Here is a 19,038-nt window from a genome sequence, read left to right as displayed (position 1 = left end):
CTGAGCGGATCAGGCCGACCGGATCGCCTCGCGCAGCTCGGCCGCCGGGTCGCCCTCGTGGTAGATCCGCTCGCTCAGCTCGATGTTGTCCAGGAACTCCTGGTACCGCACGGCGTAGCCCACGTGCATCAGCGGCTCCGCCAGCTCCAGCGCCCGCCCGGGGTCGGACCCGGGCAGCCGCTCGGCCCAGGCGGCCGTCCAGATCTCCCGCACCCGGGCCCAGCGCTGCTCGGACAGGAACGCGCGCGGCCGCAGCCCGTCGAAGGCCGGGTGGCCCAGGCAGCTGTCCGAGAAGTCCACGATCACGGTGCCGTGCCCGTCGGAGCGCCAGTTGCCCGGGTGGAAGTCACCGTGCAGCACAGTCTCCGGCAGCCCGCACCCCGCCAACTCATCGACTATGGCGGGCAGTTGATCCGCCAGTCGCTCCACCTGCGCCAGCTCGGCCGCCGACAGCCCCCGCACCGCCTCGCCCGCCAGCAGCTCGCGCAGCCGCCCGGCCAGTACCTTCGGAGTGCGGTCGGGCAGTGTCGTCCCGGCGGCCCGTCCGGCGCCCTGCGCCGCGAGGGCCGCCTGTGCGCCGACCAGCCGTTCGACCGCCGTCAGCATCGAGTCCTCGGGCACGCCCCAGCAGTCCTCCCCGGGGACGTGGTCCAGCAGCACCCGCCGGGCGGCGGAGTCGGCGGCCAGCACGGCCGGCACCAACGTCGCGTCCGCCGACCCGAACAGCCCGATCACCTCGGCCTCGCAGGCCCCGAACGGCGGTGTCGTCTTCAACCACGCGGGCCCGTCGGCCGTCGGCACCCGGTACAGCCCCGACAGGTTCCAGGTCTTCACCTGCTCGACCGGCCCGGTCACGGGCCGCCCGGCCGACCGCAGCGCGGCCTCCGCCCACCCCAGCGCGGACCGCAGCCCGGCCGCCGTGGCCCAGTCGGCGCGCAGCGCGTCCTCGGCCAGCACCGCCGCGGAGTCCGCGAGTCGGACGGCCGGCCGGCGCAGCGCCGCCGCGTGGTAGGTGACATGACCGCCCTGGCCGTCCGCTCCGCCCTCGACCGAGACCAGCCGCAGCACCAGCACGGGTACGCCGACCAGCGTCTCCAACTCCGCCGCCACCGGCCCCACATCGTGCCAACGCGAGCTCCGCACCGGGAACGGCCCCACCACCCCGAGCCGTTCGTCCTCCCACGTCACCACTGCCGACACCGTACGCCCCGCCGTCTGATCCACCTGCGCAGTCTCGGGTCGGCCCGTTCGGTGCGCAAGCGAATTACGGGTTGCCGGACTCACCTGGCCGCGCGGGCCGGACGGCCCCGCCCGCGCGCTCAGGCCTCCCGGGCGGTCACGGCTCCCGTGCGACGAAGGCCGGCCGCACCTGCAGGTCCACCGGGTCGTAGTAGCGGTGGTACACCGGGGTCAGGCCGCCCGAGACCGGCGGGACGATCCAACTCCAGTCGGCGGGTGTCGGGCGGCCCAGGCGCTCCTCCTGGGCGATGTGCCGGAGGAAGCGCTCGGACTCGGTGTGGTGGTCGGCCATCGTGACCCCCGCCTCCTGGAAGGAGTGCAGGACGGCCACGTTGAGCTCGACCAGCGCGCGGTCCCGCCAGAGCGTCCGCTCGGAGGAGGTGTCCAGGCCGAGCCGGTCCGCGACCTCGCCCAGCAGGTTGTAGCGGTCGGCGTCGGCCAGGTTGCGGGCGCCGATCTCGGTGCCCATGTACCAGCCGTTGAACGGCGCGGCGGGGTAATGGACGCCGCCGATCTCCAGGGTCATGTCGCTGATCGCGGGCACCGCGTACCAGCGCAGTCCGAGGCCGGCGAACCAGTCGTGCTCGGGGTGGAGCAGCGGCACCTCCAGGGTGGCGTCCTCCGGGAGCTGGTACCAGCGCGGCTCGGCGCCCGGCCGCTCCCGGACGAGCAGCGGGAGCACCTCGAACGGGTCCTCGCCACCCTTCCATCCCAACTCTCTTGCTCTGGCCGTCAGTTCTGCTCCCGCCGGGTCGCCCGTCCAGCCGCCCCCCGGCCGGGGGTGGCCCGCGTACCGGATCAGCTGCTGGTTGAGGATCCGGGGCGCGGGACGGCCCGGCCGGTCGGGGGCGAAGACCGAGATCACCGGCCGGATCCGGCCTCCGTTGGTGGCCGTCCGCAGGTGCTCGAAGCACTCCTCGGCGATCGCGTCGGCCGAGTCGACGTGCCGCAGGTCGCGCACCACCAGGCTCCGCCAGTACAGCCGCCCGATGCACCGCGCCGAGTTGCGCCACGCCACCCTTGCCCCGAAGGCGAGTTCGGCCACCGTGTGCCGGTACGTGCCGGTCTGCTCGATCTCGGCCAGCACCTGGCGCACCCTCGGCGCCGGATCGCCCGCGCCGGTCCGCTCCTGGTGGAACTGCCGGACGAACGCCACGGCTTGTTCCGCCACCGACCCCTGTTCGGGTGCGGCCGGTGTGGGTGTGGGCGCGGGCGGTTCGGGGCGGCCGGGCGCGGGTGGTTCGGGCGCAGGCTGGTGCGCGTACGGGCAGGCCCCGGCGATGGTCGTCCTGCGGGTGCTGGTGCGAAGCCGATTGAAGATCAAGGACACATCCCTCCCGCCGTCATGAGTACCGGAGGTGCCCGCCCGCGCGCGCAGAGTGAGCGATTCGCCCCCGGTCCCGTCCGATCGGCGCTAGGGTGCGCGCGGAAGCGCCCGGGCCGGGCCTCCGATGGGAGGCCCGGCCCGGGTTCGGCCGACTGGTCCGGCCGGCTGGTCCGGCCTGCTGATCCGGCGCTGGTCCGGTCAGACCGGGACGGCGAGGGAGAGGCCGAACCGGCCCGCCTCGTCCGTCCACCACTCCGCCAACCGCATTCCGGCCGCAGCCAGTTCGTCGGCGATCCGGGTGTGGCTGAACTTCGCGGAGATCTCCGTGCGGAGCTCCTCGCCCTCGTCGAAGTGCACCGGGAGGCCGAGTTCGCGGATCTTGACGGTCTGGGCCCGGCGGGAGCGGAGCCGCATCTCGATCCATTCCCGCTTCGCGTCCCAGAGCGCGACGTGGTCGAACTGGTCCGGGTCGAAGTCCGCCCCGAGCTCGCGGTTCAGCACGGTCAGCACGTTCTTGTTGAAGGCGGCCGTGACCCCGGCCGCGTCGTCGTACGCGGCGACCAGCACCCCGGCCTCCTTCACCAGGTCGGTGCCGAGCAGGACGGCGTCGCCCGGCTCCAGCCCGGCCCGCAGCGAGGCGAGGAACCCGGCCCGCTCGTCCGGCAGCAGGTTGCCGAGCGTGCCGCCGAGGAAGGCCACCAGCCGGGGGCCGCCCGCGCCGTCGGAGAGCCCGAGGCCGTGGGTGAAGTCCGAGACCACGGCCCGGACGGCGAGCTTCGGGTACTGCGCGGTCAGCGATTCGGCCGCCGACTCCAGCGCACTTTCGCTGACGTCCACCGGGACGTACTCCGCCAGCGTCCCCAGTTCGCTCAGCGCGTCCAGCAGCAGCCGGGTCTTCTCCGAGGAGCCGGAGCCCAGTTCGACCAGGGTCCGGGCCCGGGTGATCGCCGCGATCTCGCGGGACCGGGCGGTGAGGATCTCCCGCTCGGCGCGGGTCGGGTAGTACTCGGGCAGCCGGGTGATCTCCTCGAACAGCTCGCTGCCCCGGGCGTCGTAGAACCACTTCGGCGGCAGCCATTTGGGATACGCGGTCAGCCCCTGCTGCACGTCGTGCCGGAGCGCCTGCCCGAAGTGGTCGGCGGGCAGCAGGCGGGTGAGATCGTAGGTGCTCACGGGGGGTTGTCCTCTCAAGGGATCAGGGGTTTGACGGTTGTGCCCTCGGCGGTGGCCAGCAGCAGACTCCGGTCGGGCAGCCGGATCCAGCCGGGCTCCTCGTCGCCGGGCTCGGAGGCGACCAGCACGGACCCTTCGGTGGTCCGGTGGCAGAGGGTGTCGCCCCAGCTGGTGGCGGCGATCGAAGTCCCGTCGGTCAGCAGCAGGTTGAGCCGGGCGTCACTGTGCTCGGCGACCGTCAGGACGGTGTCGGCCAGCGCCTCGCCGGGCGCCGCACCGGCCCGCAGCCGGTGCAGCACCAGGGCCCAGACCAGGGCCGAGTCGCTGCGGGCCTCCAGTCCGAGCAGTTCCTCGGCGGGCAGCCCGGCGGCCAGTGCGCCGAGCCGGCCCGGCCAGCCGGGCAGCGCGCCGTTGTGGCTGAACAGCCACCGGTCCGCACCGAACGGCGCCGCCGCGGCCTCGCCCGCCGCGCACCCCTCGGTGGCGGAGCGGACGGCGGCCAGCAGGGCCCGGGTCCGCACCACCCGGGCGAGGTCGGCGAATCCGCCGTCCGCCCAGATCGGCCCGGCCCGCCGGTAGCGGGCCGGCACCGGGTCGCCGTCCGCGTACCAGCCGACCCCGAACCCGTCGGCGTTCACCGTCCCGTGCCGCTGCGCGCGCGGCGCCCAGGACTGCCGGTAGAGGCCGAGCGGCGGGTCCAGCACCAGCTGCCGGATCGGCACCGGTGCGCCCAGATAGGCGAGGTGACGGCACATCAGTCCCCGTCCACGGTGCGCGCGGTGCGGAATCCAGCGAAGATCTGCCGCCGGACCGGGTAGTCCCAGTTGCGGAAGGTGCCCCGGCAGGCGACGGGGGCGACGGCGAAGCAGCCACCGCGCAGGACTTTGTACTCCGGCCCGAAGAAGACCTCCGAGTACTCGCGGTACGGCCAGGCCCGGAAGCCCGGGTAGGGGTGGAAGTCGCTCGCCGTCCACTCCCACACGTCGCCCATCAACTGCCGTGCCCCGTACGGTGACTCGCCCGCCGGGTAGCTGCCGACGGGGGACGGCTGGAGGTGGCGCTGGGCCAGGTTGGCGTGCTCGGGGCCCGGCTCGGCGTCGCCCCAGGGGTAGCGGCGGGAGCGGCCGGAGCCGGGGTCGTGCCGGGCGGCCTTCTCCCACTCGGCCTCGGTGGGCAGCCGCCGCCCGGCCCAGCGGGCGTACGCGTCCGCCTCGTACCAGCTGACGTGCAGCACCGGTTCGTCGCCCGGTACCGGTTCCACCGTCCCGAAGCGGCGGCGCAGCCACTGGCCGCCGTCCCGGCTCCAGAACAGCGGCGCGGTCAACTCGGCCCGGCAGCGGTACTCCCAGCCCTCGGGAGTCCACCAGCGGCTGTCCCGGTAGCCGCCGTCGGCGATGAACCGCTGGTAGGCGGCGTTGCTCACCGGTGTGGTGTCGAGCCGGAAGGCGGGCACGTCCACCTGGTGTGCGGGGCGCTCGTTGTCCAGGGCCCACGGCTCGGTGTCGGTGCCCATGGTGAACGGCCCGGCCGGGACGAGGACCTCGGCGGGCAGCTCGGCGGACGGCCCGGCGGGGGGCGCCGGGGCGAACAACGCGGCGCCGCTCCGCCGGAGTTGGTGGGTGATCAGCATCGTCTCGTCGTGCTGCTGCTCGTGCTGGGCGATCAGCCCGAACGCGAAGCCGTCCCGCAGCAGCGGCGTCCCTTCGAGCGGGCTGGCGGCGAGCAGGTCGAGCACCCGGCCGCGCACCTCGTGCGCGTAGGCGCGGGCCTGGCCGGGCGGGAGCAGCGGCAGGCTCGGCCGCTCGGAGCGCGGGTGCTCGAAGGCGTCGTACAGCGGGTCGATCTCGGGGTGCATCGGGTCGCGCCCGCCGACGTTGCGCAGCAGCCAGAGTTCCTCCTGGTTGCCGATGTGGGCGAGGTCCCAGACCAGTGGTGACATCAGCGGGGAGTGCTGGGCCGTCAGGTCCTCGTCCTCGACGCAGTCGGTGAGGCCGGCGGTGCGGTCGCGGGCGGCGAGCAGTTCGGCGGCGATCCGGTCCCGCAGGGCCTCGGCGGACTGCGTGCCGGACAGCCGGTCGGTGGTGTCGGTCATCGTGCGGCCTCCGGGGAGACGGGGTCGGCTCCGGCCCGCAGCGCGTCCAGCTGGTCGTCGGCGGGGCAGCGGCCCCGGGCGGGGTAGCGCTCGGCGAACTCGGTGAGTGCGGTGCGCAGCCGGTGCGAGCCGGGGCGGCGGGCGAGGGCCTGGTCGGCGGCGCCGAAGCAGGCGAGGGCGGCCCGGCGCAGCTGCGGGTCGGTGAGGGCGAGGGTGGCGGCCCGGTGCCACAGCTCGGCGCGCGGCGGGCGGAGCCCGTCCGGGGTGCCGAGCGGCTCCAGCGCCGCCAGTGCGGTGTCGGCGGCCGCCTGGTCGTCCAGCAGGGCGCTGACCAGGGCCAGCGGGGCCAGCCAGCCGTCGCCGGGCTGCGCGTCGATCATGCGCAGCTCCAGGTGTCCGCGCGGGCGCACCGGGGGGAAGAGCGTGGTGCGGTGGTAGTCCAGGTCGGCGAGCGAGGGCCGGCGTTCGCCCGCGCCGCGCAGCCAGTCCCGGAAGGTCAGCCCGGCCGGGGCCGTCCACGGGCGGCCGTCCGGGCGGCGCACGCAGAGCACCTCGGCGTCCAGCACGTAGCGGGCCCAGCTCTCGCGCGGGTCGGTCGTGGCGGCCGGGGCGAGGGTGCGGCTCGGGTCCATCCGGGACCAGATCAGCTGGCGGGTGGAGCGGTAGCCGGTCGGCCGGCCGTCCAGCAGCGGGGAGTTGGCGAACGCGGCGACCAGCACCGGCCCGAGCAGGTGGGTCAGCCGCCAGCGGTCGGCCAGCGCGTGCGGGCCGGTGTCGGCACCTGCGTCCACGTTGACCTGCACGGAGGCGGTACCGGTCATCATGATCCGGCCCCACGGCCCGGCCCGGTCGAAGAACTTCTCCATGGCCAGGTAGCGCGGGTGGTCCAGCTGCATCCGGCGCTCTCGGGGGAGCGGGTCGGTACCGGTGCCGGTGAGGCGCAGGCCCTGGGTGGCGAGGGCGGCGCGCAGTCCGGCCTGGTCGAGCAGGAGGGCCTCGGCGCAGTCGGCCGGGTCTTCGGCGGGCGGGGAGCTGAGCTCTACCTGCCCGCCGGGTTCGCGGGTGAGCCGGGCGCCCGCCGGGAGGAGCGGGGGGTCGGCGTGCTCGCCGTCCGGCGGGGTGGCGCCTGCGGCCGGGGCGGCCTTCGCGGCCTCGGGCAGCAGTGCCAGTGCGTCGGTGACGCGGTGCGGTTCGACCACCGCCTCGGGACATCGGGTGTCGTGGACGAACCACTCGGCCTCCACGCCGATCAGCCGGGGCGGGCCGATCTTGAAACAGATGCCGAGCAGATGGTCCTCGGCGGTCGATTCGGTCAGCGGCGTCACGCTCGGTGGTGCCGAGCGGGGCGCCGACTGCGGGGCGGGTGTCTGATTCGGGCGAACGGGTATCACCGGACTCACCATCTCTCGGTTCGCGATTGCGGCCCGGTCTTTCCTGCTCAGTCTGCTACGAACCAAACATGTGCGCTGCTCACGGGATTTCCGTGCAGGTCAGAGGGTGTCAACGGAGCGTCAAACGGGTGAGCGCGGTCCGTAGCAGCGGTGCGGGGAGGGCGTAGTTGAGCCGGAGGCACCCGGCCCACTCGGCCCCGAAGTCCGTACCGGACGACAGTTCGACGTCACGTTCCGTGAGGAGGACCTCGCGGGCCCCGACCGCCGGCAGTCCGAGCGCGACGGCGTCCAGCCAGAGCAGGTACGAGGCCTCCGGGCGGGACAGCACCGCCTCCGGCAGCGCGCCGACCACCAGCTCGCGGTTGGCCGCCAGCCGGTCGAGCAGCGTGTCCAGCCAGCGGCCGCCGTGCCGCAACGCCGCCTGCTGGACGACCTGCTCCAGCAGCCCGCCCTCCCACAGGCCGTACTCCGCCATCCGGGTGGTCAGCCGCTGGCGCAGGGCGGGGTCGGGCACGAGTGCGAAGCAGCTCGGGATGCCGGAGGTGTTGAAGGTCTTGCCGACCGAGTTCAGCGTCACGGTGTGCCGGGCGAGCTCCCCGGCGACGGACACCGCGACGGGCTGGCGCAGCCCGAGGTCCGGGTGGACCAGGTCGCCGTGCACCTCGTCCGAGACCAGCAGCCCGCCGGCCTCGGCGGCCTGCTCCGCCAGCCCCCGGATCTCCCGCCGGGTCCAGACCCGTCCGGACGGGTTGTGCGGGCTGCTCAGCAGGACGAGACCGGCCCCGGCGAAGTCCTCGACGGGCAGCCGGTAGCCGTCGGCGTCCCGTGCCAGCCGCACCGTCCGGTACGGCAGCCCCGCCGACCGGCAGAGCTGTTCGAAGCCGCCCCACTCGGGTGTCGGGAAGACCACCGGCCGCCGGGGCCCGGCCAGGCCCAGCAGCAGCCGCAGCGCGGTGCGCGGGCCGAACGGCAGCAGCAGCACCCACTCCGGGTCCACCGCCACCCCGTGCCGCTCCCGGTACCAGTCGGCCACCAGCCCGCGCCCGCCCGGATCGCACACGGTGTACCCGTACGCGGGGTGCCGGGCCCGCTCGGCGAGGGCCGCGCCGATCTCCGGTGGTCCGGGCAGGTCCAGGTCGGCCAGCCCCAGGGCGATCCGCCCCTGGCCGGCCCGGGCCCACTTGCTGCTGCCGGTGCCGCTGCGGTCGAACGATTCCATCCCGTCACCCTTCCCCGTGCGGCCCCTCCCGCACCATGCGGGCTCGGCCGGGCCGGACCTGAGGGCCCCGCTGATGCTGGGCATGCGGAGCTACCGGCCGGGCGCCCGCCCTGCTCCGCCCGGACCGGGTGGTGCGGCGGGTCACCGCACTGATCCCGGACGTGCAGGCCGAGATCGTCCAGGAGGCCGGCCACGGCCTCAACCTGGAACGCCCCGAGCTGGTCAACGAACGCCTGCTGCGCTTCATCGACGGCGGTCGGTCGCAGCCGGCGGGGTGACCGTGGTTCGATTCGACCGGGCCACGGCAGCCGACGGGCCGGCGGCCTGTCCCCGGGTACCCGGCTCCGCCGCAGTTCAACGTCAACAAGGAGGGATTCCCGTGTTCGTGGTGCGAAGGCCCGGCCTGGCCGTAGCGGTCGACACCGATCTGCCGGTGTTCTCCTACCCGCGCGTGGGTGAGGTCGTCACCGGGTTCGGGGCTCTGCCGAACCCCCGGCTCGACTCCGCCCGCGCGGTGGTCGAGCTCCAGCAGAACCGTGGCGGAGCGCTGTTCCGGGCGCTGCTCGGCGGGGAGTTCGTCCCAGGGGACGGGGGAGAGCTCGCCGTCCGGGTCGCCAGCGGTGCCGCCGGTTCGGCGGGGCATCCCCCCGGGCTGCTCGGCGGTGGGCTGGCGCCCGGCCTGCCACAGGAGTTCGCGGATCCGGTGGCGGACGGCATCGCGGACGACGTCCGGCTGGGTGGCGCACCGTCCGGAGTGCTCTTGATAGACAGGGGAGGCTTCGACCGCGAGTCCTCCCCGCTGCTGTTCATGGCGGCCGGCCGGTTGCTGCTGCGGATGCTGCTGGCGATCTCACGGGGAACGAGCCCCGAACCGGTCGCCGAGTTCTGGGCCGAGCGGCGCGGCGCGCTGCCGGCGTGGCCGCCGACGCCGGACCCGTCCCGGCGCGGCTGACTTCCCCGCCCCACCGGAACGGGTGATCAGGGGGCTGACGGGTTCGCCCGGGAGGAGGACGGGCCGGCGTCCGCCGCCTTGGACGTGGCCACCGGCGAGGGCACTCCTGGGAGAGCACACCAGGTCGGCGCCCTTGTGAGCGGAGTCTTCTCAGCTCAGCTGCTCGGCCAGCGCGAGGATGATTCCGCTCGGCCCGCGGAGATAGCAGAGCAGGTAGCTGTCCTCGAAGCGCGTCACTTCGCCGACGAGTGTGGCGCCGTGTGGGCGGAGGCGGGCGAGGGTGTCCTCGATGTCGTCGACGGCGAACATGACGCGGTGCAGGCCCAGCGTGTTCGCCGGGGTGATCTCCGGCTTGGAGGTGACCGCCTCCGGGGTGTGATACTTCGCCAGTTCGAGTCGGCCCGGGGCGTCCGGGATCCGCATCATCGCGATCTCGCTTCGCATGTCGTCGAGCCCGGCGACGCTTCCCGCCCAGCTTCCTTCGATCGGCATCCTGCCTTCCAGCTCCATGCCGAGTTCGGTGAAGAAGGCGACTGCGGCGTCGAGGTCGGCGACGACGATGCCGACATTGTCCATGCGCTGAATCGTCATGTCCCCGAGGATAGGGGCCGGGTGCGATGCCGTCGGCTCGGTCGGCCGTGTCGCCGGTCACCGCTCGTTCTTACGGCTGCCGGGGTCGAGCGATGGCGCCGTCACCTTCGGGAAGTCGCGCTCGCCGTGCTCCCGACCGGGCATCCACAGGCTGGACTGCCAGGCGGCGAGGGCACCGCTCACCAGCAGGGCGGCCGATCCCTGGACGGCGTCGTAGCTGCGGTCAAGGCCGGCGACTTCGGCGCCGTCCGACCGTGCAGGCCGGTGCGGCCCCGTTGACCCGACCCCGGGGTAGCGGGGCCTGCCATGCGGTCGGAAGAGCGCCCGGCGGGTCAGCCGGAGAGTCTCCGCTCCAGCGGGGTGCGGAAGCGCGGGGTGATCCGGGTGGGGCCGAGCCAGGAGCTGAGGCGGTGGAGCTCGGCGTCGATCGCCGTCTCGGCGTCCGGGCCGACCGGTTCGAGGAGGTGGCGGGCGAGTTCGCCGTCGGCGCGCTGGGCCCAGCCGCCGACGATCCGGCCGTTCCACCAGAGCGTCGGCCCGATGTTGCCGGAGCGGTCGAAGAGTTCCTCCCGGTGCTCGGTGGGGAGGTACCAGTCGCGCTGCTGCCAGCCCATCGGGGTCGGGTCCAGCCCGGGGAGTACGGCCGCCCACGGTTCGGGCGCGGTGACCGGCTCGGTGTCGTCGGGCAGTACGAAGCCCTCGCCGCCCGTCAGGTCGGCCGGGACGGCTGCGCAGGCCGCCAGGGCCGTCCGTACCTCGCGCAGGCCCCAGCCCGTCCACCACCGCAGGTCCTCGACGGTGGCGGGGCCGTAGGCGGCGAGCCAGCGCGCGGCCAGTTCGGCCTGGGCCCGGGCGACGGGCAGCTCCGGCAGGGCGGGCCGCAGTGCCCAGTAGTGCTGGCCGCTGAGCCAGCTCCCCGCCGGGCGGCCGCGCACGATCGAGCCCTCCATGCCCAGTACCCGCAGCAGCCGGACCCCGACGGTCTGCTTCGCCTCGTACGCCTTGCCGGCCGACATCGTCCTGGCCTCGCGCAACTCGGGTACTTCGGAGCCCAGTTGGGCGGAGGTGGCCTGTCCGGCGGCGGCCAGCGCGGCGAGCGTGCGCCGCTCGACCCGGGCCAGCCACGCCTCGTCGAAGCCGCCCTCGGCCGCGAAGGCGACCAGGCCGCGGCGTTCGCGTTCGGCGACCTTGCCGGTGGTGGAGGACTGGACGAGCGGCGCGATGTCCGTGGGCACGACGAACAGGGTGCGCCGCATGCCGTGCATCCGCACCAGCGTGCCGTCCTCGTAGAGCGCCTGCTCCAGGGCGGCGCTGCCGGGCCGGGCGAGGCGGGCGGCGGTGGAGAGGACGACGCTCGCGGGGTCGCTGGAGTGCAGCGCGAGCACCGCCTCCGCGACCTGCTCGGGGGTGTCGGCCCGGTGGGCCGGGGCGAGCAGGTGGCGGCGGCCGAGCCGGGCCCGGCGCTGCTCGTCGTCGATCTTCGGGCGGGCTCTCATCCTGTGCCTCCTGGTCGGTTCGCACCGAGCATACGAGCACGGTCCGTCAGGTCCGGCCGTCCAGGCCGAAGGCGGTGTTGACCAGTGCGACATGGGTGAACGCCTGCGGGGTGTTGCCCAGTTGGCGCCCGGCGAGCGGGTCCCACTCCTCGGAGAGCAGCCCGAGGTCGTTGCCGAGCGCCAGGACCCGCCCGAACAGCTCCCGGGCCTCGCCGGCCCGCCCGGTCAGTGCGAGGGCGTCGGCGAGCCAGAACGAGCAGGCCAGGAAGGCCCCCTCCGTCCCGGGCAGCCCGTCCCCGTCCCCGTCCGCGCCCCGCGGTCCGGTGGGGTAGCGCCGGACGAAGCCGCCGTGGTCCAGCCCGTCCCGGACGGCGTCGACGGTGCGGACCACCCTCGGGTCGTCCGGCGGGAGGAAGCCGGTCTTCGCGACGAACAGTGTCGCGGCGTCCAACTCCCGTCCGCCGTAGTGCTGGACGAAGACGCCGCGGACCGGGTCGTAGCCGTTCGCGCAGACGTCCGCGTGCACCGCGTCGCGCAGCGCCCGCCAGCGGTCCAGCGGCGCGGGCAGGCCGGTGCTCTCGGCCATCCGGACGGCCCGGTCCGCGGCGACCCAGGTCATCACCTTGGAGTGCACGAAGTGCCGCCGCTCGCCCCGGATCTCCCAGAGGCCCTCGTCGGGCTGCCGCCAGTGCTCCTCCAGGAAGGCCATCAGGGCGAGCAGCAGCCGCCAGACCTTGCGCTCCATCGGCAGGCCGGCCCGCAGTGCCAGCTCCAGGGTGTCCACCACCTCGCCGTAGACGTCGAGTTGGCGTTGGTGAACGGCGGCGTTGCCGAATCGGACGGGTGCCGAGCCCTGGTAGCCAGGCAGCCAGGGCGCCGAGGTCTCGGGCAGGCCGCGCTCGCCCGCGACCCCGTACACCACCTGCACGTCGCCCGGGTCGCCCGCGACGGCCCGCAGCAGCCAGCTGTGCCAGGCGGCGGCCTCCTCGCGGTAGCCGCTGCGCAGCAGGGCGGCGAGGGTGAGGCTGGAGTCGCGCAGCCAGCAGAAGCGGTAGTCCCAGTTGCGCATCCCGCCGATCCGCTCGGGCAGCGAGGTGGTGGGGGCCGCGACGATGCCGCCGGTGGGCTCGTAGGTCAGCGCCTTGAGGGTGATCAGCGAGCGGACCACCTGCTGCCGCCACTCGCCCCGGTACCGGCAGCCGTCCGCCCACTGCTCCCAGCGTTCGACCGTGCGCAGCAGTGCCTGCTCGGGGTCGGTGCGGGGCGTGCCGTGCAGGTGGGAGGGCAGCCAGCTGAGGACGAAGGGCACCCGCTCGCCCGCGCGGACGGTGAAGTCCGAACTGGTGGCGCCCGATTCGCCGTAGGTGTGCACGCCGGACGGGACGCGCAGCCAGGCGGAGTCGGGGCCCGCGACGGCGACCCGGTGGTGGTCGGTGCGGCGCACCCAGGGCACGATCCGGCCGTTGTTGAAGCGCAGCCGCAGATCGCCGCGCATCGGCACCTCGCCGCGCAGCCCCTCGACGATCCGGATCAGTTGCGGGGCGCGCTCGCGGTGCGGCATGAAGTCGGTGATCCGCACGTCCCCGGTGCCGGTGCGCCACACCGACTCCAGGACGAGGGTGTCGCCCCGGTACCGCCGTTCGGTGCACGGGCCGGCGCCGACGGGGGCGAGCCGCCAGCCGCCGTGCCGGTCGTCGCCGAGCAGCCCGGCGAAGCAGCTGGGGGAGTCGAAACGCGGCAGGCAGAGCCAGTCGACCGAGCCGTCCCGGCCGATCAGGGCGGCGGTCTGGAGGTCTCCGACGAGGGCGTAGTCCTCGATGAGTTGTCCGGTCATCGCCCCTCATTCTGCGCCGGGCACGGCGACCGGCGCAGATCGGCCGGGAGCGACCGGCCGTACCGGGAGCGCCGACCGCGCGCCGCCGGACGCCGACCGCGCGCGCCGCCGGACGAGGCACGGCCACGGCCGTCCGGCCGGGCGGACGGCGGTATTCCGTTTCCCGGTCCCAGCGGTTGCGGGCCTGCTCCGTTGGTAGGAAGATCTTTATCGCCTGTTGTCTCCGCCAGATCCGGAAGGGGGCCGTGATGCAGCGACCGAACTGGGTGCCCGCCGGAACCGACCTGGACAAGCCCAACGCCGCCCGGGTCTACGACTACTACCTCGGTGGTTCGCACAACTTCGAGGCCGACCGCCAGATGGCCCGCAAGGCGATGGAGCTCTGGCCCGAACTGCCGACCATCATGCGGTCCAACCGGGCGTTCCTGCGCCGCGCGGTCCAGTTCCTGGCGGAGCGGGGCACCACGCGCTTCCTGGACATCGGCTCGGGCATCCCGACCTTCGGCGCCGTCCACGAGGTGGCCCGGGCGATCCGGCCCGAGGCCCGGGTGGTCTACGTCGACCGGGACCCGGTCGCCGTCGCGCACAGCAGGCTGCTGCTGCGGGACGACCCGCACAGTGTGGTGGTCGAGGCGGACCTGCGCTCGGTGCCGGACCTGCTGGGCCGCCCCGAGGTGGTCGACCTGCTGGGTGCGGGCGAGCCCGTCGCGCTGATGCTGGTCGCCGTGCTGCACTTCGTGACGGACGCCGAGGAGCCCGGCAGGCTGGTCGGGGCACTGCGGGACGCACTGCCGCCCGGCAGCGCGCTGGTGCTCTGCCACGCCTCCCAGGAGGGCCGCCCGGACCAGGTCGGTCCGCACCAGGAGCTCTACCGGCTGACTCCGACCCCCCTGACCATGCGCAGCCGGCAGCAGATCACCGACTTCTTCGACGGCTTCGAGCTGGTCGAGCCCGGCGTGGTCTACCTGCCCCAGTGGCGCCCGGACTACCCGGAGTCGGTGGGTCCGCACCCCGAGCGGATGACCGGCATGGTGGGCGTCGGACTCCTCCCGTGAGTACCGGGACCCCGGTCGGGGACAGGGACGCCGTCCGGTTCCACCAGGAGTGGGCGCGGCTGCTGGAGGACGGGCACGGCGTCGCGGTGCACCCCGGCATCCTGGGGCGGCTGGTCTCCCGGACGGCGGGCCTGCTGCACCGGGCCCAGCGGGACGAGCCGTTCGAGTCCGCGCTCGCCGCCGAGGCGGGCGCGCTGCTGGTGGACGCCCACTTCACCGACCCGGTGGTGCTGGCCCGGGCGGTGGAGCTGCTGCACGAGCACCCCGTGGCGGACGAGCGCGGCCCGGCGCTGTGCGGCGCCTTCGCGGCCGGCTGGGCCGCCGCGCTGCGCGAGCGGACGTTGCGCGAGCAGGAGTCGATCCGGCTGGCGGCGGACAGCGCGCGGCAGGAGGTGGAGAAGGCGCTCCGGGCCTCGGAGAACCGGTTCCGCGCGCTGTTCGAGAGCGCCGCGATCGGCATCGGCATCGGGGACGTCGACGGCAACATCCTGGCGGTCAACCGGGCGCTGCAGGAGATCTTCGGAGCCGGCCCGGAGGACCTCCAGGGCCACCGGGTGAACGAGCTGGTGCACCCCGAGGACACCCCGGGCGTCTGGGACGCGTACGAGGAGCTGATCACCGGAAAGCGCGACTACCTCCAGTTCGACAAGCCGTACTACCGCCGCGACGGCGAGGTGGTCTGGACGCACCTGACCGTCTCGCTGATCCGCGACGACGAGGGCAGGCCGCAGTACCAGGTGGCGATGCTGGAGGACATCACCGACCGGTACCGCCTCCAGGAGCGGCTGCGCCACCAGGCCACCCACGACCCGCTGACCGGCCTGCCGAACCGGGTCGCCTTCTTCGAACGCCTGGAGAAGCTCTTCGAGGAGCCGGAACCGGGTGCCAGGTTCGGCCTCTGCTACGTGGACCTGGACGGCTTCAAGGTGGTCAACGACTCGCTCGGCCACGAGACCGGCGACCAGCTGCTGGCGGCCGTGGCGGCCCGGCTGGAGTCCGTGCTGACGCCGCTGGGGCACCTGGTGGCGCGGCTGGGCGGCGACGAGTTCGTCGTCCTGCTGGAGAACTGCCGGGGTGAGCAGGAGGCGGTGGCCGCCGCGAAGACGGTGCTGGCCGCGCTGGCCAAGCCGGTGGTGATCGGTGACCACCGGCTGGCGGTCGGCGCCAGCATCGGCGTGCTGGAGCGCCGGGTGGCGACCACCACCCCGGGCGCCGCCGTCCGGGCCGCCGACCTGACGCTCTACCGGGCCAAGGAGGCCGGGCGCGGGCGCTGGACGCTGTTCGACCCGAAGGAGAACGCGCGGGCGGTGAGCCGGTACGCGGTGTCGGTGCGGATGCCCGCCGCGCTGGACCGGGGCGAGTTCTTCATCGACTACCAGCCGCTCTGCTCGCTGGGCGACGACTCGCTGGTCGCGGTCGAGGCGCTGGTGCGCTGGCGGCACCCGCAGCTGGGGGTGCTCGGCCCGGAGGAGTTCATCGCCACCGCCGAGGAGACCGGCCTGATCATGCCGCTCGGGCGCTGGGTGCTGGAGCAGGCGTGCGGTCAGGCGGCCGACTGGGTACGGCGGTTCGGCTCGGCGGCCCCGCAGATGAACGTCAACCTGGCGGTCCGTCAGGCCCGTAACGTCGGCCTGGTGCAGGACATCGACCGGATCCTGCGCTCCACCGGCCTCGATCCGGCCAAGCTCCAGCTGGAGATCACCGAGAGCACCGTGGTCGGCCCCGAGGACGAGGCCCTGAAGGCGCTGCACGCGGTGGTCGACATGGGCGTCTCGCTCGCCATCGACGACTTCGGTACCGGCTGGTCCAACCTCGCCTACCTGCGGGACCTGCCGGTCTCCGGGCTGAAGATCGCCGGCTCCTTCGTCGGCGACCTGCACGACCCGGCCAAGGACACCCACCTGGGCTGGCGGATCGTCAGCGGCCTGGTCTCGCTGGCGCACACCCTCGGACTGACCGTCACCGCCGAGGGCGTGGAGAGCGGCGCGGACGCCGACCGGCTGCGGCTGATGGGCTGCGACTGGGCCCAGGGCTGGCACTTCGGCCGCCCGGTGCGGCCGGCCGAGATCGCCCGGCGGATCTCGGCGAGCAGGGAGGCCGGCGCGAGCGGCGCGGGGAGGGCACCCGGCCCGTCCGGGACGCCGGGCGTGGGTGGGGCATCCGGCTCGGGCGGGGCACTCGGCGGAGAAATACGGAAATAACCGGACAAACCACTTGACTTGAGTCGAGGGCGCGTCCGATGATGAGGCCCTGGCACCGATTCGGAGAGCCTCGCCCGTTCAGGGCGATCCGCTCCCGGCCGGACTGAACGTTTGCCAGTTGCTGTTTAGCTGATGTGTCGGCGCTTCGGCGCACGCGGGGTTCCGGGGGAGTAGTCGAGAAGCCCGCAGCACCGGGGATCGCTCTCCGTTCCACGGGGCCTCCGCCCTGCGCCTTGCCGCGCGCGGCCCCGTTCGCCCGGGCCACACCTGGTCACCGGTGTGCCCGCCGCCTCCCGAGAGGCCGCCCGCGATGAGCACCACTCTGCCTCCCCACGTCCTCTCCCACGCCACCCGTGACGGACGCCCGATGCGCCGCGCCACCGACCACCTGGACCCCAGGCCGCCGATGCGCCGCGCCACCGACGGCTACGCCACCACGCACTCCGTCACCCTGGTCGTCCCGGCCCGCAACGAGGCGCACAACATCCCCTGGGTGTTCGAGCAGATCCCGCGCTGCGTGAACGAGGTCATCCTGGTGGACGGCTCCTCCACGGACGCCACCCTGACGATGGCCGAGCACTGCCTGCCCACCGTCCGCAGCGTCCAGCAGAGCGGCCCCGGCAAGGGCAGCGCCCTGCGCACCGGCTTCGAGGCCGCCACCGGCGAGTACATCGTGATGATGGACGCCGACGGGTCGATGTGGCCCGGCGAGATCCCGCACTACCTGCACTTCCTGGACAACGGCTACGACTTCGTGAAGGGCTCGCGCTGCATCGCCGGCGGCGGATCGCTGGACTTCACCCGGGTCCGCGCGCTCGGCAACCGGGCGCTGCTCATGGTGGTCAACCGGCTCTACCACGCCCGGCTGACCGACCTCTGCTACGGCTTCTGCGCCTTCCGGCGCAGCTTCCTGGACCAACTGGACCTGCGCTCCTCGGGCTTCGAGATCGAGGCCGAGATGATCGCGCGCGCCCTCCGCTCGGGCCTACGGATCGCCGAGGTGCCGAGCCTCGAACTTCCCCGCCGCAGTGGCCGCTCGCACCTCCACGCCGTCTCCGACGGCCGTCGGGTGCTGCGGACCTTGCTCGCCGAGCGCCCCGGCGCCCGGTCCGCGGCGCTCCACGCCGTGGGGGAGCGATGATGAATGGCTCCGACCGGCGCACCGCAGCGGCCTGCCCCTGCCCTGCCGCCCGCGACTCGCTCTACACCCCCGTCCGGGTGGCCGAACTGGACCTGGACGAGCCGAGTGAGTTGCGCTCACCCGGCGGCCTCGGACCGGCAAACCCGGACGGCGGCGTGTTGGCGTTGGTGCGGCTGCACGGACACCCGCTCGGCTTGGTCAAGGCCACCGGAGCACCCGGCGACACCGCCGGACTGCGCCGGGCGCTGGTCGATGCCGCCTACCGGGAACTCCACGTTCCCGCCCTGTCCACCGCGACACCCGCGGCGCGCCGAAGTCGGGTCGGCCGCGCCCGGGTGCCGGCGGGAGCCCCCCTGGTCAGCGTGGTGGTCTGCACCCGCGACCGGGCGGGGAGGCTGCGACAGTGCCTCGACTCCCTGCTGCGGACCGGCTATCCGCGGGTCGAGGTCATCGTCGTGGACAGCGCGCCCTCCGACGACACCACCGAGCAGCTGATCCGCTCCCAGTACCGGGACCGGGTCCGCTACCTGCGCGAGGCGGCCCCGGGCGTGGCCCGGGCCCGCAACCGCGGCCTGGCCGTGGCCCGCGGCGAGATCTGCGCCTTCGCGGACGACGACCTGATCGTCGACGCCGGCTGGGTCTCCGCCCTCGCGGAGCCCTTCACGGCCGACGACCGGGTCGCCTGCGTCACCGGACTGGTGCTGCCGGCCGAGCTCGACACCGAGGCGCAGATCGCGCTGGAGCGGTACGGGGCCTACTCCCGGGGCTTCGCCGCCCGCAGCTGGTCGCTCCGCGAGCGCCCGGACGACCCGCTGCTGCGGTTCTCCGTCGGGCGGTTCGGCTCGGGCGCCAACATGGCCTTCCGGACGGGCGTGCTGCGCGGCATCGGCGGCTTCGACCCGGCCACCGGCACCGGCACCCCCGCGCGCGGCGGCGAGGAACTGCTCGCCTTCTTCCGCGTCCTGAACGGCGGCCACACCGTGGCCTACCAGCCCGAGGCGATCGTCTGGCACCCCCACCCGCGCACGGCGGAGGACCTGACCGCCCACATCTTCAACTTCGGTGTCGGCTTCGGCGCCTACCTGGCCGCCGCGGTCTCGCACCAGCCCGGCCTGCTGGCCGCCCTGCTGCGGCGGCTCCCGCGCGGCCTGCGCCAGTGGCTCGGCATCCGCCGCCGGGCCCGTTCGGGCTCCGGATCCGGCTGCGGCCGCGAGGAGTCCTTCGCGCGCTTCAACCGGCTCGAATTCCGGGGCCTGCTGTACGGCCCGTTCAGCTACCTGTTCAGCGTCTGGTACCAGCGCAAGGTCCGGACCGGAGAGTAGTCCGT

Annotated in this window: 17 protein-coding genes; 6 read left to right on the top strand and 11 right to left on the bottom strand. The window is 74.1% G+C overall.

Features of this window, described 5'->3' with window-relative positions:
* Positions 1-9 precede the first annotated feature (9 nt).
* The 7 genes from ABD330_RS20095 to ABD330_RS20065 all read right to left on the bottom strand — a co-directional run bounded on the left by ABD330_RS20095 (position 10) and on the right by ABD330_RS20065 (position 8,441).
* Positions 10-1,191 carry an aminoglycoside phosphotransferase family protein gene (locus ABD330_RS20095; protein ID WP_344467032.1) on the bottom strand — a complete coding sequence of 394 codons (1,182 nt, stop codon included), beginning with the start codon at positions 1,189-1,191 and terminating at the stop codon, positions 10-12.
* 145 nt (positions 1,192-1,336) lie between these two features.
* Positions 1,337-2,410 carry a nitric oxide synthase oxygenase gene (locus ABD330_RS20090; RefSeq protein ID WP_344467154.1) on the bottom strand — a complete coding sequence of 358 codons (1,074 nt, stop codon included), beginning with the start codon at positions 2,408-2,410 and terminating at the stop codon, positions 1,337-1,339.
* Between the two features lie 354 nt (positions 2,411-2,764).
* Positions 2,765-3,739: an L-histidine N(alpha)-methyltransferase gene (gene egtD, locus ABD330_RS20085; protein WP_344467030.1), complete on the bottom strand. Its 975-nt coding sequence runs from the start codon at positions 3,737-3,739 to the stop codon at positions 2,765-2,767.
* 14 nt (positions 3,740-3,753) lie between these two features.
* Entirely contained in the window at positions 3,754-4,494 is a 741-nt protein-coding gene (gene egtC / locus ABD330_RS20080) for an ergothioneine biosynthesis protein EgtC (protein WP_344467028.1), read from the bottom strand.
* A complete protein-coding gene (gene egtB / locus ABD330_RS20075) occupies positions 4,494-5,831 on the bottom strand; it encodes an ergothioneine biosynthesis protein EgtB (RefSeq protein ID WP_344467026.1) in 1,338 nt (445 codons plus the stop codon). Before egtB ends, egtC begins: the two co-directional genes overlap by 1 nt.
* Entirely contained in the window at positions 5,828-7,234 is a 1,407-nt protein-coding gene (gene egtA, locus ABD330_RS20070) for an ergothioneine biosynthesis glutamate--cysteine ligase EgtA (RefSeq protein ID WP_425555589.1), read from the bottom strand. The genes egtB and egtA overlap by 4 nt, the downstream gene beginning before the upstream one ends.
* Before the next feature lie 97 nt (positions 7,235-7,331).
* The gene (locus tag ABD330_RS20065; protein ID WP_344467022.1) at positions 7,332-8,441 is read right to left on the bottom strand and encodes an aminotransferase class I/II-fold pyridoxal phosphate-dependent enzyme; all 1,110 of its coding nucleotides are present in this window, start codon (positions 8,439-8,441) and stop codon (positions 7,332-7,334) included.
* Positions 8,442-8,572: 131 nt separating this feature from the next.
* On the opposite strand from ABD330_RS20065, the gene ABD330_RS20060 reads away from it, so the two are divergent.
* Both ABD330_RS20060 and ABD330_RS20055 read left to right on the top strand, forming a co-directional pair.
* Positions 8,573-8,719 (top strand): alpha/beta fold hydrolase, encoded by a 147-nt coding sequence (locus tag ABD330_RS20060; protein WP_344467020.1) that lies wholly within the window; start codon positions 8,573-8,575, stop codon positions 8,717-8,719.
* 101 nt (positions 8,720-8,820) lie between these two features.
* Positions 8,821-9,393 (top strand): hypothetical protein, encoded by a 573-nt coding sequence (locus tag ABD330_RS20055; RefSeq protein WP_344467018.1) that lies wholly within the window; start codon positions 8,821-8,823, stop codon positions 9,391-9,393.
* 150 nt (positions 9,394-9,543) lie between these two features.
* On the opposite strand, the gene ABD330_RS20050 is transcribed toward ABD330_RS20055, so the two are convergent.
* The 4 genes from ABD330_RS20050 to ABD330_RS20035 all read right to left on the bottom strand — a co-directional run bounded on the left by ABD330_RS20050 (position 9,544) and on the right by ABD330_RS20035 (position 13,314).
* On the bottom strand, positions 9,544-9,984 hold the full coding sequence (locus tag ABD330_RS20050; protein WP_344467016.1) for a VOC family protein: 441 nt from the start codon (positions 9,982-9,984) through the stop codon (positions 9,544-9,546).
* Positions 9,985-10,041: 57 nt separating this feature from the next.
* Positions 10,042-10,167 (bottom strand): hypothetical protein, encoded by a 126-nt coding sequence (locus tag ABD330_RS20045; protein WP_344467014.1) that lies wholly within the window; start codon positions 10,165-10,167, stop codon positions 10,042-10,044.
* Between the two features lie 149 nt (positions 10,168-10,316).
* Positions 10,317-11,480, bottom strand: a complete 1,164-nt coding sequence (locus ABD330_RS20040) for a winged helix DNA-binding domain-containing protein (protein ID WP_344467012.1) — start codon at positions 11,478-11,480, stop codon at positions 10,317-10,319.
* 46 nt (positions 11,481-11,526) lie between these two features.
* A complete protein-coding gene (locus ABD330_RS20035) occupies positions 11,527-13,314 on the bottom strand; it encodes a glycoside hydrolase family 15 protein (protein ID WP_344467010.1) in 1,788 nt (595 codons plus the stop codon).
* 248 nt (positions 13,315-13,562) lie between these two features.
* On the opposite strand from ABD330_RS20035, the gene ABD330_RS20030 reads away from it, so the two are divergent.
* The 4 genes from ABD330_RS20030 to ABD330_RS20015 all read left to right on the top strand — a co-directional run bounded on the left by ABD330_RS20030 (position 13,563) and on the right by ABD330_RS20015 (position 19,033).
* Positions 13,563-14,369, top strand: a complete 807-nt coding sequence (locus tag ABD330_RS20030) for an SAM-dependent methyltransferase (RefSeq protein WP_344467008.1) — start codon at positions 13,563-13,565, stop codon at positions 14,367-14,369.
* The gene (locus ABD330_RS20025; protein WP_344467005.1) at positions 14,366-16,570 is read left to right on the top strand and encodes a putative bifunctional diguanylate cyclase/phosphodiesterase; all 2,205 of its coding nucleotides are present in this window, start codon (positions 14,366-14,368) and stop codon (positions 16,568-16,570) included. Before ABD330_RS20030 ends, ABD330_RS20025 begins: the two co-directional genes overlap by 4 nt.
* Before the next feature lie 310 nt (positions 16,571-16,880).
* Positions 16,881-17,711 (top strand): glycosyltransferase family 2 protein, encoded by an 831-nt coding sequence (locus tag ABD330_RS20020; RefSeq protein ID WP_344467003.1) that lies wholly within the window; start codon positions 16,881-16,883, stop codon positions 17,709-17,711.
* Positions 17,711-19,033, top strand: coding sequence for a glycosyltransferase family 2 protein (locus tag ABD330_RS20015; RefSeq protein WP_344467001.1), 1,323 nt, complete (start codon positions 17,711-17,713; stop codon positions 19,031-19,033). Before ABD330_RS20020 ends, ABD330_RS20015 begins: the two co-directional genes overlap by 1 nt.
* Positions 19,034-19,038 lie beyond the last annotated feature (5 nt).

It is taken from the genome of Kitasatospora kazusensis, assembly GCF_039529945.1.
GTDB classification, from domain to species: domain Bacteria; phylum Actinomycetota; class Actinomycetes; order Streptomycetales; family Streptomycetaceae; genus Kitasatospora; species Kitasatospora kazusensis.
The sequence above is the reverse complement of the archived record's forward strand: the minus strand, read 5'-3'. Positions and strand labels throughout refer to the sequence as shown.